Here is a 15,704-nt window from a genome sequence, read left to right on the forward strand (position 1 = left end):
GCGCCGCACGCGCTGGCGGCCGCCCGGGGACCGGACACGAGGCCGCAGGCCCTGCTGCGCTTGTCGAGTGCGCGCCATCGCATCGACAATAGCCGATCGGGCCAACGCCCATCTTTCCGGGCCCCCATGCTGCGACTGACCGACCTCAAGCTGCCGCTCGATCACGGCGAGGCCGCGCTCACCGCCGCGATCCTCAAGCGGCTGGACATCGACGCCGCCGCGCTCACCGGCTACAGCGTCGCCCGGCGCGGCTACGACGCCCGCAAGCGCGGCGCGATCATGCTGATCTACGCGCTGGACATCGACACCCCGCGCGAGGCCGAGCTGCTGCAGCGCTACGCCGACGACCCGCATGTGCAACCCACGCCGGACACGAACTACCGCTTCGTGGCCCAGGCGCCGCCTCGACTGGAGCACCGCCCGCTGGTGATCGGCTTCGGCCCCTGCGGGCTGTTCGCCGGATTGGTCCTGGCGCAGATGGGCTTCCGTCCGATCATCCTCGACCGCGGCAAGGAAGTGCGCGAGCGCACGAAAGATACCTGGGACCTGTGGCGCAAGCGCCAGCTGCACCCGGAGTCGAACGTGCAATTCGGCGAGGGCGGCGCCGGCACGTTCTCCGACGGCAAGCTGCACAGCCAGATCCGCGACCCGCAGCACCACGGCCGCAAGGTGCTGACCGAATTCGTCAAGGCCGGCGCGCCGGAGGAAATCCTCTACGTCAGCAAACCGCACATCGGCACGTTCCGGCTGGTCTCGATGGTGGAGAACATGCGCGCCACGATCGAAGCGCTGGGCGGCGAGATCCGCTTCAGCCAGCGCGTGGACGACCTGCTGATCGACACCGACGCCGCCGGCGAACGCCACATCCGCGGCGTCGCCCTGGCCAGCGGCGAGCAGTTGCGCGCCGACCACGTGGTGCTCGCGCTCGGCCACAGCGCGCGCGACACCTTCGCCATGCTGCACGCGCGCGGCGTCTGCCTGGAGGCCAAGCCGTTCTCGATCGGCTTCCGCATCGAGCACCCGCAGTCGGTGATCGACGGCTCGCGCTTCGGCCCGCAGGCCGGCCACCCGATCCTCGGCGCCGCCGACTACAAGCTGGTGCATCACGGCAGAGGGGGGCGCTCGGTGTACAGCTTCTGCATGTGTCCCGGCGGCACGGTGGTGGCCGCCACCAGCGAACCCGGCGGGGTGGTCACCAACGGCATGAGCCAGTATTCGCGCAACGAGCGCAACGCGAACGCGGCCGTGGTGGTCGGCATCGACCCATCCGATTTCGCGCCCTACGACTCCACATCTGATGAAAGCGACGGCGGCCCGCTCGCCGGCATCGCCCTGCAGCGCGCACTCGAAAGCCACGCCTATATGCTGGGCGGCGAAAACTACAGCGCCCCGGCGCAACTGGTCGGCGACTTCCTTGCCGGCCGCGCCTCGCGCGAATTCGGCGACGTGCAACCCTCGTACAAGCCCGGCGTCACCCTGGGCAGCCTCGACAGCGCGCTGCCCGGCTACGCGATCGCCGCGATCCGCGAGGCGTTGCCCGCGTTCGAACGGCAGCTTCGTGGTTACGCGATGCACGACGCCATCCTAACCGGCGTCGAGACGCGCACCTCCTCGCCGGTGCGGATCAGGCGCGACGACAGCCTGCAAAGCCTCAACACCCGCGGCCTCTACCCCGCCGGCGAAGGCGCCGGCTACGCCGGCGGCATCCTGTCCGCCGCGGTGGACGGCATCAAGGTGGCCGAGGCGGTGGCGCTGAACATCGCCGGCAGCCAGGTTTCGTCCTGCGCTTGATTGCGCCCGTGGCGGCCGCATCTTGATCGGGTCCGCGGCACCCGCGCTGCCCGCCTCACGATGAAGGTATCCCGATGTCCACGCCCGCTCCTCTCCGCATCGACTTCGTTTCCGACGTTTCCTGCCCGTGGTGCGCGATCGGGCTGGCTTCGCTGCAGCAGGCGCTGGCGAAGCTGGAGGGCGAGGTCAGCGCGGAGATCCACTTCCAGCCGTTCGAGCTGAATCCGCAGATGGCGGCGGAGGGCGAGGACGCCGTCGAGCACCTGGTGCGCAAGTACGGCAGTTCGGCCGGGCAGATCGCGGCGAACCAGGAGGCGATCCGCGAACGCGGCGCGGCGCTGGGCTTCACCTTCGACATGGATCGGCGCGGCCGCGTCTACAACACGTTCGACGCGCACCGGCTGCTGCACTGGGCCGAGTTGGAAGGCCGCCAGCTCGCGCTGAAGCAGGCACTGCTGCGCGCGTACTTCACCGACGGCGAGGATGTCGGCGCGCACGACACGCTGGCGCGGCTGGCCGGCGAGGTCGGCCTGGACATCGAACGCGCGCGGCAGATCCTGGCCAGCGGCGAGTTCGCCGACGAGGTGCGCGCGCAGGAGGAGTTCTTCACGTCGCGCGGCATCCATTCGGTACCGGCCACCATCGTCAACAGCCGGCACCTGATTTCCGGCGGGCAGCCGCCGGAGGCGTTCGAGCGGGCGCTGCGGCAGATCGCCGCCGCGGCGTAACCCGGCTCACGCGCCGGCGGCGTGCGGCTCCTGCGGCGGGGTGATCAGCGCCGGATGGCCGAGCAGATAGCCCTGGCCCATCTCGCAGCCCATCGCCATCAGCGCGCCGTGCTGGATCGCCGTCTCGATGCCTTCGGCGATCACCTGGATGTTCAGCGCGCGGGCCAGCGCCAGGATCGCGGCCACCACGGTGGTGCTGGAGGTGTTGGCGCCCTTGTCCAGCTCGTTCACGAATGCGCGGTCGATCTTCAGGATGCGCAGTGGCAGCGAGTGCAGGTAGCTGAGCGAGGAGTAGCCGGTGCCGAAGTCGTCCAATGCCGCGCCTACGCCGATCGCGCGCAGGCGGTCGAGGGTGGCGCGCACGTGCTCGGGATTGTCCAGCAGCGCGCCTTCGGTGACTTCTATCACCAGCCGCGACGGTGACAGGCCGGTGCGCTCCAGCAACCGGACCAGGCGCCGGTCGAAATCCGCATGGCGCAGGTGCAGCGCCGAGACGTTCACCGTTATGAAGACGTCGGTGCGGTGCAGCTGCAGCAGCCGCCTGCAGCTGAGTTCGAACATGCGCCAGTCGATCGCCTCGACCAGGCCGCTGTCCTCGGCGATCTTCAGGAAATCGCCCGGCCGCAGCAGGCCGCGCTGCGGATGGTTCCAGCGGATCAGCGCCTCGTAGCCGACCACCCGGTCGCTGCCGTCGAGCGCGCAGATCGGCTGGAAGTGCGGCTCGAACTGGTCGTGCAGCAGCGCCTGGCGCAGCTCGCCTTCCATCGCCAGCACGTCGACCACGTCCCTGGCCAGCCTCTCGTCGAACAGCTCGTAGCGCTTGCGCCCCAGCTCCTTGGCCCGGTACAGCGCGATGTCGGCGTCGCGCAGCACCTCGTCGGCGCCCGCGTGGCGGCTTTCGCCAACCGCGATGCCCACGCTGGCGGTCACCTGCAGCTCCTTGCCCGCGACCAGCATCGGCGCGCCCAGCGCATCCAGCACGCGCTGCGCCACGATGGTGGCCGCCGACGGCAGGTCGTCCTGTTCCAGCAGGATCGCGAACTCGTCGCCGGACAGCCGCGCCACCAGGTTGGGATGACGCACGCAGCCGGCCAGCCGCGTCGCCACTTCCTTCAGCACCTCGTCGCCGGCGAGGTGGCCGAGGCTGTCGTTGATGATCTTGAAGCGGTCCACGTCCAGGTACAGCAGTACGCAGCGACGCGGCGGCTCGCGCCGCATCGTGGCCAGCGCGCGGTCGATGCGGTCGCGCAGGTAGCTGCGGTTCGGCAGCCCGGTGAGCGAGTCGTGCATGACCTGATGGCGCAACTGGTCCTGCATGCGCTCGCGCTCGATGATTTCCTTGCGCAGCGCCAGCGTGCGCTCCTCCACGCGGTGTTCAAGCTCCTCGTAGGCCTGCTTCAGCGATTCGGCGGAGCGGCGCCGGGTGAGGCTGTTGGCGACCTGCGAGGCGACGAAGCTGAGCAGTTCCTGGTCGGCCGGGCCGTACGCCACGTCGGCCCGGTAGCTCTGCACGGAGACCAGGCCGATCACTTCGTCGCCGACCATCAGCGGCACGCCCAGCCAGGATTCGGCCGGCGAGTTCATGCGCCCCGGCGCAATCTCGCCGCGGCGCTCCAGTTCCTCGATGTCCGGATTCTCGACGCGCAGCGCCCGGCCCAGGCGCAGCACGTACTCGCTCAGGCCGCGTCCCAGCGGACGTTCGGCCGGCGGCGCCAGCACCGCGTCCACCGAGTAGGGAAAGGCCAGCCGCCGGCCGTCGTCGGAGAGCAGCGCGATGAAGAAGTTCTCCGCGTTCAGCAGCTCGCCGACCACCGCGTGCACGCGCCGGTAGAACGCGTCCTGGTCGACGTCCGCCGTCGCCAGCTCGGCGAGCTGGAACAGCGCCGACTGCAGGTGCTCGGCGCGCTGGCGCTCCAGGATCTCCAGCTGCAGGCCGCGGTTCGCCTCGGCCAGCTGCAGCGTACGCAGTTGCACGCGCTGCTCCAGCTCTTCCTTGCCCTGCTTGCGCTCCAGCGCGGTGAGGATGTGACTGCCGACGAACTGCAGCAGAGCGAGGTCCTCGTCGGTGAAGCCGATGTCCGGGCGATAACTCTGCACCACCAGCACGCCACACGGCTGGCTGCCGCGCAGCATCGGCACGCCGAGCCAGTCGTGGCTGTCCGGACCGATCAGGGCCACCGGCCCGGCCACCTGGCTGCGCAATTCCTCGGCGTCGCCCATGCGGGCCTTGCCATCGCTGATCACGTGCCAGGTCAGCGTGTGCTCGATCGCGCTCAATGGCAGGTCACGGCCGACCTCGAACAGGGGTGGCGACTTGACATCGACGAAATACAGGAAACGGATCGTGCTACGCGCGACATCGTGCAGCACGATGAAGAAATTCTCCGCGTACATCAGCGTGCTGACGATCGCATGGATGCCGCGCAGCATGTCCGGCATGTCGCGCTCGGAACCGGCCAGGTCGGAAATCGCGAACAACGCGCGCTGGAGCGCCTCGGAACGTTCGAGCTGCTCGTGCGAATCCTGCAGCTCGGCCCATTCCATGGCGCGCCGCAGGTGCTGGCCGGCGAGCCGCAGCGGCGCCTCCAGATCGTCGAAAAAACCGCCGGCCGCCGGTTCGTCCAGCTGCAGCAGCAGCAAGGCCGGCTGCGGCTGCACGCACAGGCGGACCGCCACGCGCGATCCGTCCGGATGCCGGTGCGGGGCGGTCGCGCGAACGGCGCCGGCCAGCCATGCCTCATCCATCGCGGCCGGCAACGGCGGCACGCTGCGCCAGGTTGCGCCATCGTCCAGCCCCCACACCACGCAGGCGGCGGAACAGCCCGGCAAGGCCTGCGCCAGCTCGGCGATCGCGCCGGCCACCTCGTCCGGCGCATGCGCGGCGGTCAGCCGGGCCAGCCAGCCCAGCTGCAACGATCCTTCGTACGACATCGACCCGACGGCACCGTCATGCTTCATCGATGAGCTTCCCCCTTGCCCGGGCGTCCCCTCGCCCATCGGTCGAACCGCTCCTGCCGACCGCATGGCGACGCCGGGCTATCGCCAGCCTGCCTGCATGCGGGTGAACGCGCAATACCGATAAACTGCCGCCTGCCGTCCGGCGTCACGCTCGCCGCCGCCATGCACCTCGCATCATCAGCGCCACAGGCTTCCGATCCACCGCATGCTCGCCGACTCCACCAAAGACGCCATCCGCGCCGCCTACACGCGCCTGAAGGACGGCCTGCCGGATTTCCGTGCGCGCGCCTCGCAGGGACGCATGATCGCCGAGGTGGCCAAGGCACTGGCCACCGAAGGCGGCGTGGCGGTGATCGAGGCTCCCACCGGCACCGGCAAGTCGATGGCCTACCTGATCGCCGGGGTGGCGGTGGCGCGCTTCCAGAAGAAGAAGCTGCTGATCGCCACCGCCACCGTGGCGTTGCAGGAACAGCTGGTGCAACGTGACATCCCGCTCTACCTCGGGCTCAACGGCATCGAGGCGAAGGTGGCGCTGGCCAAGGGCCGCGGCCGCTACCTGTGCCCGCGCAACCTGCTGATGGCGCGCAACAGCATCAACGACAGCGCACAGATGGGCCTGGCCGGTTTCGATGCGGATCTCGCGCTGTGGAGCAAGCCGCCGCAGGCGCGCGACAAGCAGGCGCTGGCCAAGCTCGGCGCCGCGTTCGACCGCAACGAGTGGGACGGCGACATGGACGGCGCGCCGGAGCCGGTCAGCGACTTGCTGCGGCCGATGATCACCACCAGCGCCGGCGGCTGCACCAACCGCAAGTGCGGCCAGTTCATGATCTGCCCGTTCTTCGCCGCGCGCCGCGCGGTGGACGACGCCGAGATCATCGTAGCGAACCAGGACCTGGTGCTGGCCGACCTCACCATGCCGGGCGAGGATGAGAGCTGGGGCGGCGTGATCCTGCCGCGTCCGGACGAAACGCTGTACGTGTTCGACGAAGCCCACCACGTGCCGGGCAAGGCGATCGACCGCGGCGCAGCCGAGGTCTACATGACCGCCACCGTGCGCCAGCTGAGCCGGCTCGGCCGGCAGGTGCACGCGGCGTATTCGCTGACCGACAAGGAAAGCCTGGGCAAGCTCGCGCTGGATGCCGGCGACGCGAAGCTGCAGGAACTCAGCGACGCGCTGGAGGAGCTGGAAAAGGCCATCCGCCTCGGCTGGCTGCCCGACCCGGCCGAGACCGAGCCGATGTACCGCGGTTCGCTGGGCCAGCTGCCCGAGCCGTGGGTGGAGCACGCGCGCATGCTCAGCCTGCTCACCGGCGAGGTGCAGCGCTGGCTCGGCGCGGTGCGCCGCGCGGTGGTCGAGATGACCGACGGCGGGCCGACCCAGGAGGCGCTGTCGCGCGAGCTGGGCATCGCGCTGGAACGCATCGGCCGACAGGCGGCCTGCTGGCGCGTATGGTCCGGCGACGATCCCGACGACGCGCCGCCGCTGGCGCGCTGGGTCACCCTGGGCGGCGACCAGCAGTTGGTCTGTCACGCCTCGGCGGTCTCCGCCGCCGGCCTGCTGCGCAGCGTGCTGTGGGGCAACGCCAGCGGCGTGCTGCTGACCTCGGCCACGCTGAGCGCCGGCGGCAATTTCCGCGGCTTCGCCGATGCGGTGGGCCTGCCCGACGACGCGGTGACGCTGAGCCTGCCCTCGCCGTTCGACCTCGCTGCACAGGCGCGGCTGGAAGTGCCGGCGATGCGCAGCCTTCCCGACGCGCGCGAAGCGCACGCCGAGGAAATCAGCGCGTGGCTGGCGGAAAACCTCGACTGGGATGCCGGCAACCTGGTGCTGTTCACCTCGCGCGCCAAGCTCGACCGCGTGCTGCAGAAGCTGCCGATCGCGCAGGTGCGCAGGGTGCGCGCGCAGGGCTCGCTGGGCAAGTCGCAGCTCGTCGCCGAGCACTGCGCCGACATCGAGGCGGGCAAGGGCAGCACGCTGTTCGGGCTGGCCTCGTTCGGCGAGGGCCTGGACCTGCCCGGCAAGCTGTGCGAGACGGTGGTGATCACCCAGCTGCCGTTCGCCGTGCCTACCGACCCGGTCGGCGCCACCTATGCGGAGTGGCTGGAATCGCGCGGGCGCAACCCGTTCATCGAGGTCAGCATCCCCGAGGCCACGCGCCTGCTCACCCAGTACTGCGGCCGCCTGATCCGCAACGAGACCGACCACGGCCGCATCGTGCTGCTGGACCGCCGTGTGGTCACCAAGCGCTACGGCGCCGGCATGCTGAAGGCGCTGCCGCCGTTCCGGCGCGTCATCGAGAGAACCGCATGATCATCCGCCTGGCCGATTGCCCGCCGCAGCCGTGGAAGAACGGCCTGGGCCGCACCCGCGAAATGGCCGTCCAGCCGACCGTCGACGGCAGCGGCGGCTTCCTCTGGCGGATCAGCGTGGCCGAGGTCGACAGCGCCGCGCCGTTTTCCTCGTTCCCCGGCATCGACCGGCAGATCGCGCTGCTCGACGGCGCCGGCTTCACGATGGCGCTGGACGACGGCCGCGTGCACGCGCTGACCACGCCGTTCGCGCCGTTCGCGTTTCCCGGCGAGGCGAAGGTGGACGTGGCGCTGGCCGGCGGCCCCACCCGCGACTTCAACCTGATGCTGCGCCGCGGACACGTGCGCGGCGGCATCGAGGTGTGGCGGGATGCGGGCGCGCGCGCAGCCGACGCCGCCACCGTGCTGGTGTACTGCGCCCGCGGCACGATCGGCAGCGCCGACGGCGTGCTGCAGGCGGGCGACGCCTGGTGGCGCTCGTTGCCCGCGTCCGCAGCGCTGACCTTGCAGCCGGGTGCGCTGGCGCTGGTCGTGCGGATCGAGGCCGTCGCCTGACGACTGTCACTATGGCGGAGGGCGCCACGCCCCTACGCTTGTCACTCACCGTCCCCTGGAGTTTCGACCATGCCCGTGCTGATCCTCGGTCTCGTGTTGTTCCTCGGTGTGCATTCGCTGCGCATCTTCGCCGACGGCTGGCGCAACCGGCAGCGCGCGCGACTGGGCGAGCTGCGCTGGAAGGGCCTGTACGCGCTGGTATCGCTGATCGGCTTCGCGCTGATCTGCTGGGGCTTCGGCCTGGCGCGCCAGCATGCGGTGCTGCTGTACGTGCCGCCGCTGGCCCTGCGCCACGCCAACGCGCTGTTCACTTTGATCGCGTTCGTGCTGGTGGCTGCCGCCTATGTCCCGCACAACCATCTCAAGGCGGCATTCGGCCATCCGATGCTGCTCGGCGTGAAGGTGTGGGCGTTCGGCCACCTGCTGGCCACTGGCATGCTGCATGACGTGCTGCTGTTCGGCGCCTTCCTGCAGTGGGCGGTGGTGCTGTTCATTGTGTCGCGCCGGCGCGACCGGCTGGCCGGCACTGTCTACCCGGCGGGCAGGCTGCAAGGCGACATGCTGGCCGTGGCGATCGGCGTCGCGGCCTGGGCGGCCTTCGCACTGTGGCTGCATCTGTGGCTGATCGGAGTGAACCCGATGCCGTGAGGGGTGTCGGGAGTCACCCGCGCGCAGGCCTCGGCCTGCGCTACAGTGAGCGTCGTCCAACCCTTCGCGAGGATCGGCGCATGGCTGCCTTCCTGCTCTGGCTGTTGCTGCTGGTGTTCTGCTGGCCGCTGGCGCTGCTGGCGCTGGTGCTGTACCCGATCGTGTGGCTGCTGTTGCTGCCGCTGCGCCTGGTCGGCATCACCGTGGGCGCCGTATTCGCCTTCCTCGACGCCCTGCTGATGCTGCCGGCACGCGTGCTGCGCGGGCGCCCGGTCTAACACCGGCTCCGCCCTTTACGCCGGTGTCTCGCTGGTTTGAAGGGCCAAAGCCCTTCATAACTTTACAATGGGGCCAAATAACTATCCAATAAGCACCGCATACTTTATGGTGCACGCATGGCCCGACCCAATCGTTCTGCGGAAATTGATGCATCACTGCTGGCCCAGCTCCAGAGCCATCCCAACGACCTGGTACGCGTCGTCGCCGAAGTGCTCGGCCTAAGCCGCGCCGCCGTAGCTACGCGTGCTCGCGCGCTGATCAGCGAGGGCTATCTGGCCAAAGTCGGAACGACACGGCCAACTTATCGTCTCGGCAGCTCCCGCCGCGCCACTTTTCGCTATCTGCTGCATGGTCTCGCCGAAGATCGCGTATGGACACGTGATGTTGCGCCGATGCTGAAAGGGCTGCCGGCGAACGTCGTCGACATCAGCCACCACGGTTTGACCGAAATGGTCAACAACGCCATCGATCACTCCGAAGGAAAACACCTCAGGGTTCTCGTGGATCGCAACGGCCGCCAGATTGCCATGATGGTGGCGGACGATGGCATCGGCATTTTTCGCAAGATCACTCGCGCGCTGGATCTTCCCGACGAACGGCTGGCATTGCTTGAGCTTTCAAAAGGAAAGTTGACCACCGACCCAAGGCGCCATTCGGGCGAAGGCGTGTTTTTCACTTCGCGCATGTTCGACCGTTTCCAGATTGCTTCCGGCGACCTGGTTTTCGACCACGACGATGGAGCGGGCGACGACCTGCTTTTCGACATTGACATGCGCCGTGTCCGCCATGGCACGACGGTGCTTATGGAAATCAGGGCCGACACCACCAGGACGGCCAAGGAAATTTTCGACCAATTCTCCACCGGGCCGGACGATTACACCTTCGCCAAGACAGTCGTTCCTGTCAGGCTGGCCAAGGTTGGTGACGAGAACCTGATCTCGCGCTCGCAAGCCAAGCGCCTGATGCAACGGGTAGAGCGATTCCGCACCGTGGTACTCGACTTCGAAGCGGTCACCAGCATCGGCCAGGCCTTTGCGGATGAAGTGTTCCGTGTCTTTGCGCACGACCACCCCGATGTGACCCTGGTTCCGGTGCATGCGGTTCCCGCGGTTCAGCAGATGATTCGTCGAGCTGAAGTCGCACGCGATGCAGAAGGCGATCAACTCCCGCTGCTCTGACCATGGCCATCAAACCGTACTCGCCCGCCTGCGAGCGCAACCGCGAACCGATCCTCGGCGTGCTGCGCGAGTATTTCGCCGACCGCCGGCACGCGCTGGAGATCGGCAGCGGTACCGGCCAGCACGCGGTGCATTTCGCTGCGGCGCTGCCGCAGTTGAGCTGGCAAAGCTCCGATCGCGCGGAAAACCTGCCCGGCATCCGCGCCTGGCTGGACGAGGCGGCGCTGCCGAACACTCCGCCGCTGCTGGAACTGGACGTCGAACGCGCCTGGCCGCCAGGCCCGTTCGACGCGGTGTTCAGTGCCAACACCCTGCACATCATGGCCTGGCCCGAAGTACAGCAGTTGTTCGCGCAGTTGCCCGCGATCACCACCGGCGATGCGGTGCTGGCGATCTACGGCCCGTTCAACGACCGGGGCCGCTACAGCAGCGACAGCAATGCGGCGTTCGACGCATGGCTCAAGGCACGCGGCACGCACATGGCGATCCGCGACGCCGAAGCCGTGGACGCGCTGGCCGACGCCGCCGGTTTCCACCTGCTCGCCGACGTCGCGATGCCGGCGAACAACCGCTGCCGCGTGTGGCGGCGCCACCACGGCTGAGCAGCGCCTGCACGGCATGCCTGCATAACCGCACCGAACCGGGTACAAAGGCGGCATGAAGTCGATCGACACGCTGACCCCCTGCCCCTGCGGCAACCCGGCCGGTTACAGCCAGTGCTGCGGCCCGCTGCACGACGGCGCCATCGCCGCCACGGCCGAGCAGCTGATGCGCTCGCGCTACAGCGCCTACGTGCTCCGGCGCGAGGACTACCTGCTGGCCAGCTGGCATGCCGACACCCGCCCGGCCTCGCTGCGCCTGGCCGCGCAGCAGCCGCCGCCGACCTGGCTGGGGCTGGAGGTGCGCCGCCAGCAGGTCGTCGACGACGACCACGCCGTCGTGGAGTTCGTCGCCCGCTACCGCCTCGGCGGCGGCCGCGCGCAGCGCCAGCACGAGACCAGCCGCTTCGTGCGCGAAGACGGCCGCTGGTACTACCACGACGGCGAGCTGAAGAGCTGACGCTCAGAAACCCTGCACGCCGGCCGCATGCAGGCGCGTGGCCAGCGTGCGAACCTCGGAGCAGGCGAAGAACGCCACCAGCTGGTTCGCGCGGCCGCTGCCGAGGCCCTCCAGCGCCTGCCAGTCGTTCGCCCCGCGCGCGCTCAGCGCGGCCCAGTCGGGAAGCCCGTCAGCCACGCTGGAGGGCACGCCCAACGCCTGCAGCCAGCGCGCGAACGGGCGATCGCGCGCATCGGCGAAGGAACGAGCCAGCAGCGCGGCGCGCGCCGGACCGAGGCCCGACACGGTGGCGAGTCGGGCCGGCGTGAGCTCCATCCAGTCCAGCAGGCCGTGCACCAGCCCGGCGTCGATCAGCGCCTGCCAGGTATCCGCACCGAGCCCCTCCAGCTGCAGGCCCTGCCGGCCGCCCAGCCATACCAGCCGCGCACGGAACTGCTGTTCGCAGCCCGGCGTGGCCTGCCAGCAGGTCAGCGGGCCGTGTTGCGCCGGATCCGGCGGCGTCACCGCCACCCGCTGCTGCGCGCGCCACGCCACCGACTGCAGGCGCGGGATGGTCAGCCCGGCCAGCGCCACCTCGACCTGGTCGCCGGGGCGGATGTCGAGTTGCTGCCAGCGCCTGAGCGAACCTACGCTGACCCGCTGCACGCGACGGTCGTCCAGCTGCACCGGCGCCAGCTCCAGCACCGGCGTGATGCGACCGCTGCGGCCCACGGTGAATTCCACCGCGCGCACTTCGGCCAGCGCCGACGCGGCCGGATACTTCCACGCCACCGCCCACTCCGGCGGCACCGCCGGCCAGCTCGCGGCCGGTGGCCGGCGGCCCTGGCGCAGTACCGTGCCGTCGGCGGCGAACGGCATCGCGTGGCGATACCACCGCTCGCGCCACTGCTTCACGTCATCCGGCGTGGCGACCGGCCGCGTATACGCCACGCTGTCGGCCAGGCCCATCGCCGCGAGCCCGGCCAACCGCGCCGGCATGTCGGCCGGCCCGCTGGGCCAGTCCCACACGAACAGGCCGATCCGCGCCGCGCTGTCGGCATCCAGCGAGCGGCGCGCCAGCGCGCCGGCCACCGCCGAGCGCGCGTTGGCACCGCCGTCGTCGGCCTGCACGTGGCCGGGCAGGCGCCAATACAGCTCGCCCTGCAACACCACCCGCGCCGGCGCGTGCGGCAGGCGCTTGGGAATCGCCTCGATCGCCTGCGCCGGCTGCGTCCAGTCCGAGCCCTGCAAGCCGTCGCCGCGGCTGGTCGCCTGGCGCAACTGGCCATCCACGTACAGCAAGGTGACTGCCACGCCATCGACCTTCGGCTGCACCCACAGGTCGCGGCCGCCGCGCGCGTGCATCCATGCGCTGATCGCCATGCCGTCCGGCAACTTGGCCAGGCCGGTTTGCGCCACCGGCGCACGTACCCGGCCGCCGGCGCCGGCCAGAGGCGCCAGCGGCACCGGTGCCTGGGCGGGGAAACAGTCCTGCCATGCAGCGAGGCGTTGCATGGCCTGGTCGTAGACCGCATCGCTCACCGGCGATCGCCCGCCGGCCCGATACGCGCGGTTCCAGCCGTCCAGCCGGTCATGCAGCGCGGCCAGTTCCTGCCGCGCCTGCGCCGGCGACCAGTCCGGGCAATCGGCCGCGTGCGCCGCGCCGGCGATGGACAGCACGATGCCGACGACCCGCGAAAACCATCCCCTGCGCATGCGCCCGCTCCGTTCCGTGGACCTGGCGACAGGCTAGCCGCCGGCCGCACGCACCGGCAGCCGACGATGCCGATCGCTCGCGTAGGCGCCAGGCTAGCGGTGCAGCGCGAACGGGCCGAAGCGCAGCATCGTCTCGCCGTGGAAGCGGCCGTCCGGGCCGAAGCGCCGTTCCGCGATCACCCCCTCGCCGTCATGGCCGATCGCCACCACGGTGCTGGCGCGGGTACCGTACTGCTCGCCGCGGATGAACGCGGGCGACAGCAGGCGCTCGCGCTCCAGTCCCACGCCGGTATCGGGCAATTGCGCATCCGGCGCCTGCCGCTCGTCGGCAAGCGCCTCGAACAGCGGCGCGAAGTCCGCGTCGCCGCCGGCGTCGATCCACTGCTGCAGCCGCTGCATCAGCGCGCGGGTCTTCGGCCACGGCGTGTTGAAGTCGGCGTTCGACAGGCCGTGCACGCCGGGGCTCACCGCCTGCGCCCTCGGCTCGGGGCGATTGCCGAGATAGAACGCCTCGCGCGCATCGAAGGTGAGCAGGTTGAACGGGCGGTAGTCGGCGGCCGCGCGCAGCAGCCGTCGGGCGTGCGCGGCGGCATCGGCGTCGCCGATGAGGTAGTCGGTGGCGAGCAGGCCGCGCGAGGCGCCCAGCTGCGGATCGCGCGGGTCGCGCACATTGGTCACCACGCAGCAGCGGCCGCCGTCGGTGACCCCGAGCCAGGTACCGCCCGCCTCGAGATCGCGCCCGCCGACGATCGGCGCATCGTCCCAGCGTGCCAGCGCCGCGCTGGGACGCGCGTGGAACTCATCGCGGTTGCCGGCCAGCAGCAGGCGCCAGCGCGGGTGGGCGTCCCAGGCGAAGGCAATCAGGCACATCGCGGCGACCCGGACGGGGCAGGCCGCGCCGGCATCCGGTGGCGGTCGCCGCGGATGGCGTCGAACGCGCCGTCACGCGCGGGCGGGCCGAAGCCGCCGCCGTCGAGTCCGGAAACCGGTGCATGGAGTATGGAGTCGCCTGGCTGCGCCATCGTGTCTTCCGTCGTGGGCGTACCGGGCGCATGCCCGCCGGTGACACCGTCGCGGCACGCGGATGGACGCCCACTAAAGCACAGCTGTTGCGACGCGTCAAAAGGGATTTGGACGGCCATACGCTTTCGGTTTTGAGCAGCCATCGGCGAGATCCACCCGGGAAGTCGCCGGTCAGCCGTGGCGAGGTCGTCTCGCCTGGGCCAGCCGGCTCGGTGATAATCCGGACATGCCCAAGCCCGCCCGCCTGCTTCGCCACGCCCTGCCCATCCTTGCCATCGGCCTGGCCATCGCTTTCGCGCCACCCGCGCTGCAGGCGCGCCAGGACGGCAGGAGCCGCAGCGAGCAGGTCGAGGCGAAGCAGAAGCTGGCCGAACTGCGGCACCGGATGGAAGCGCTGGCGAAGGAGCAGGCCGACACCGCCGCCCGCCGCGACAGCGCGAATGCGGAGCTGGCGCGGCAGGCCAATGCGCTGGCCGGTGCGGCGCGCGCGGTGCGCCAGACCGATGCCGAACTGGCCGCCAAGCAGCGGCAGCTGGACCAACTGCAGCAGCAGCGCGCCGAACTGGGCAGGAAACTGGACGGCCAGCGCGCCGCGATTGCCGACCTGCTGCGCGCCACCTACGCGCTCGGCCACGGCTCGGACCTGCGCCTGCTGCTGGGCGACGAGGACGTGGCGCGAATCGCGCGCGCGCTGGTGTACTCGAAATATTTCCAGCAGGACCGCGTGCGGCGCGTGCAGCAGCTGATGGCCGACCTGGCTCAGCTGCAGGAATTGGAGCGTGCGATCACCGCCGAACAGCAGGCGCTGCAGGCGGCCAGGACCCAGCGCGAGCAGCAGGCTGCGGTGCTGGCGCAACAGCGCGCCGCGCAGCAGAAGCTGGCCGCCGCCACCGACGCGCAATACCGGGACCAGGCGCAGCGGCTGGCCGCGATGAAGCAGAACGCGCAGTCGCTCAACCACCTGCTCGAGAAGCTGCAGAAGGCGATCGATGAAGCCGCCGCCCGTGCCGCTGCCGAGCGCGCGGCGGCGGCGCGCAAGCATCCCGGCCACAAGCCGCCACCACCGGTCGAGGTCGGCGGCGCCGTCGCCAATATCCGCGGCAACCTGCCGTGGCCGGCCAGCGGCGTGGTCAACAGCTACGGCAACGGCGTGCTGATCAAGGCCGGCGGCGGCAGCGAGGTGCATGCGGTGGCACGCGGGCGGGTGATCTACGCCGGCTTCCTGCGCGGCTACGGCATGCTGCTGATCCTCAACCACGGCAACGGCTGGATGAGCATGTACGGCAACAACGAGGCCCTGCTGCACGATGTCGGCGACCAGGTCGAGGCCGGCCAGGCGATCGGCACCGCCAGCGCGCCTACCGGCGTCAACACCGGCGTGTATTTCGAGCTGCGCAGGAACAACCAGCCGGTCGATCCGCGCGGCTGGCTGGCCCAGCGCCGCTGACGCGGCCGGCATGGCGTCGCGGGCTGCCGATGA

The 15,704-nt window shown here is 70.2% G+C and carries 13 protein-coding genes; 10 read left to right on the plus strand and 3 right to left on the minus strand.

From position 1 onward, the window contains the following. The first annotated feature begins 126 nt into the window (after window positions 1-126). Both RHOFW104R8_RS05360 and RHOFW104R8_RS05365 read left to right on the plus strand, forming a co-directional pair. A complete protein-coding gene (locus tag RHOFW104R8_RS05360) occupies window positions 127-1,791 on the plus strand; it encodes an NAD(P)/FAD-dependent oxidoreductase (protein WP_068092947.1) in 1,665 nt (554 codons plus the stop codon). 74 nt (window positions 1,792-1,865) lie between these two features. After that, window positions 1,866-2,519 carry a DsbA family oxidoreductase gene (locus RHOFW104R8_RS05365; protein WP_068092943.1) on the plus strand — a complete coding sequence of 218 codons (654 nt, stop codon included), beginning with the start codon at window positions 1,866-1,868 and terminating at the stop codon, window positions 2,517-2,519. Window positions 2,520-2,525: 6 nt separating this feature from the next. Here RHOFW104R8_RS05365 and RHOFW104R8_RS05370 read toward each other — a convergent pair whose 3' ends face one another. After that, entirely contained in the window at window positions 2,526-5,477 is a 2,952-nt protein-coding gene (locus RHOFW104R8_RS05370) for an EAL domain-containing protein (RefSeq protein WP_068092940.1), read from the minus strand. Between the two features lie 205 nt (window positions 5,478-5,682). Here RHOFW104R8_RS05370 and dinG point away from each other — a divergent pair, with 205 nt between their 5' ends. From dinG to RHOFW104R8_RS05405, 7 genes are all read left to right on the plus strand, one after another. Beyond that, window positions 5,683-7,788, plus strand: a complete 2,106-nt coding sequence (dinG, locus tag RHOFW104R8_RS05375) for an ATP-dependent DNA helicase DinG (protein WP_068092937.1) — start codon at window positions 5,683-5,685, stop codon at window positions 7,786-7,788. Continuing rightward, complete coding sequence (locus tag RHOFW104R8_RS05380) at window positions 7,785-8,342, plus strand: HutD family protein (protein WP_068092934.1); 558 nt, start codon at window positions 7,785-7,787, stop codon at window positions 8,340-8,342. The genes dinG and RHOFW104R8_RS05380 overlap by 4 nt, the downstream gene beginning before the upstream one ends. 69 nt (window positions 8,343-8,411) lie before the next feature. Then, on the plus strand, window positions 8,412-8,990 hold the full coding sequence (locus RHOFW104R8_RS05385) for an NnrU family protein (RefSeq protein ID WP_068092931.1): 579 nt from the start codon (window positions 8,412-8,414) through the stop codon (window positions 8,988-8,990). 80 nt (window positions 8,991-9,070) lie between these two features. Then, the gene (locus tag RHOFW104R8_RS05390; RefSeq protein WP_068092927.1) at window positions 9,071-9,268 is read left to right on the plus strand and encodes a hypothetical protein; all 198 of its coding nucleotides are present in this window, start codon (window positions 9,071-9,073) and stop codon (window positions 9,266-9,268) included. A gap of 117 nt (window positions 9,269-9,385) precedes the next feature. Beyond that, window positions 9,386-10,447 (plus strand): STAS-like domain-containing protein, encoded by a 1,062-nt coding sequence (locus tag RHOFW104R8_RS05395; protein WP_068092925.1) that lies wholly within the window; start codon window positions 9,386-9,388, stop codon window positions 10,445-10,447. Between the two features lie 2 nt (window positions 10,448-10,449). After that, a complete protein-coding gene (locus tag RHOFW104R8_RS05400) occupies window positions 10,450-11,049 on the plus strand; it encodes a DUF938 domain-containing protein (protein WP_068092922.1) in 600 nt (199 codons plus the stop codon). A gap of 55 nt (window positions 11,050-11,104) precedes the next feature. Further along, on the plus strand, window positions 11,105-11,506 hold the full coding sequence (locus tag RHOFW104R8_RS05405) for a YchJ family protein (RefSeq protein ID WP_068092918.1): 402 nt from the start codon (window positions 11,105-11,107) through the stop codon (window positions 11,504-11,506). A 3-nt stretch (window positions 11,507-11,509) separates the two neighbouring features. Here RHOFW104R8_RS05405 and ligB read toward each other — a convergent pair whose 3' ends face one another. Beyond that, window positions 11,510-13,201, minus strand: a complete 1,692-nt coding sequence (ligB, locus tag RHOFW104R8_RS05410) for an NAD-dependent DNA ligase LigB (protein ID WP_068092916.1) — start codon at window positions 13,199-13,201, stop codon at window positions 11,510-11,512. A gap of 93 nt (window positions 13,202-13,294) precedes the next feature. After that, window positions 13,295-14,071: an NRDE family protein gene (locus RHOFW104R8_RS05415; protein ID WP_068092915.1), complete on the minus strand. Its 777-nt coding sequence runs from the start codon at window positions 14,069-14,071 to the stop codon at window positions 13,295-13,297. A gap of 379 nt (window positions 14,072-14,450) precedes the next feature. On the opposite strand from RHOFW104R8_RS05415, the gene RHOFW104R8_RS05420 reads away from it, so the two are divergent. Next, complete coding sequence (locus tag RHOFW104R8_RS05420; RefSeq protein WP_068092913.1) at window positions 14,451-15,671, plus strand: murein hydrolase activator EnvC; 1,221 nt, start codon at window positions 14,451-14,453, stop codon at window positions 15,669-15,671. Window positions 15,672-15,704 lie beyond the last annotated feature (33 nt).

The sequence above is a fragment of the Rhodanobacter sp. FW104-R8 genome, from assembly GCF_001617365.1.
Lineage (GTDB): Bacteria > Pseudomonadota > Gammaproteobacteria > Xanthomonadales > Rhodanobacteraceae > Rhodanobacter.